This is a genomic window from Streptomyces sp. NPDC087270, from assembly GCF_044744625.1.
GTDB lineage: Bacteria > Actinomycetota > Actinomycetes > Streptomycetales > Streptomycetaceae > Actinacidiphila.
Genome location: NZ_JBIUYR010000051.1, coordinates 1 through 1,110, shown reverse-complemented (window position 1 = coordinate 1,110; position 1,110 = coordinate 1). Strand labels below are relative to the sequence as shown.

Here is a 1,110-nt window from a genome sequence, read left to right as displayed (position 1 = left end):
TCCTCGGTCGGACCGTCCATCAGCATCACCCCGTGCTCCAACCAGATCACCCGCTCACAGGTGTCCCGGATCGACGCGTTGCTGTGACTGACCAGGAAGACCGTGCCCGCCTCCTTCCGCAACTCCCGAATACGCGACTCCGACCGCTTCTGGAACGCCCGGTCACCCGTCGCCAGCGCCTCGTCGATCATCAGCACATCGTGATCCTTCGCCGCCGCGATCGAGAACCGCAACCGCGCCGCCATACCCGACGAATACGTCCGCATCGGCAACGAGATGAAATCACCCTTCTCGTTGATCCCCGAGAAGTCCACGATCCCCTTGTACCGCGACCGCACCTCATCCCGCGACATCCCCATCGCCAACCCGCCCAGGATCACATTCGTCCCCCCGGTCAGATCGTTCATCAACGCCGCGTTCACCCCCAGCAACGACGGCTGCCCATCCGTGTAGATCCGCCCCGACTCCGGCGGCAACAACCCCGCGATCGCCCGCAACAACGTCGACTTCCCCGAACCGTTCGACCCGATGATCCCGATCGCCTCACCGCGATACGCCGTGAAACTCACGTTCTTCACCGCATGCACCCGCCGCACGTTCGACGACCGCCGCTTCTTCGACAGCATCCGCCCCAACGCCGCCGAAGCACTCCCCTTGCCCGTCCCCGCCCCGTACACCGTGTAGACGATGTTCACGTCCTCCACGATCACCGTCGGCACCATCGGACGACTCACCTGCACCGGCGGCAGCGCCGGCTGCTCAGCCACGGCCATAGGACTCTTCCGCCTTCCAGAAGTAGATGTACCCGCCCACCCCGACGACCAGCGACCACACCACCGCCATCGCCCACACATGCCGCGGCATCTGCGCCGCCGTCACACTGTCGATCAACGCGAACCGCATCAGATCGATATAGATCGCCGCCGGATTCACATCCAGCAGAATCCGCAGAATATGCGGCGCCGTCGTCGTCAGCTTCGTGATGGAGTACATCACCCCCGACATGTACATCCACGTCCGCAACATGAACGGCATCAACTGCGACAAGTCCGTCATCTTGCTGCCCAACCGCGCCACGATCAACGCCAACCCGGTATTGAACACCCACTG

General features: G+C 63.4%; 2 protein-coding genes. Both read right to left on the bottom strand.

Annotation, left to right across the window (positions count from 1 at the left end; all coding sequences use genetic code 11):
- Positions 1–773: ABC transporter ATP-binding protein (locus tag ACIPAE_RS39785; RefSeq protein ID WP_402452346.1), on the bottom strand; the 773-nt coding region annotated here is incomplete at its 3' end.
- A partial coding sequence (locus tag ACIPAE_RS39780) for an ABC transporter permease (RefSeq protein ID WP_402452344.1) occupies positions 760–1,110 on the bottom strand: 351 nt, incomplete at its 5' end. The genes ACIPAE_RS39785 and ACIPAE_RS39780, both read right to left, overlap by 14 nt.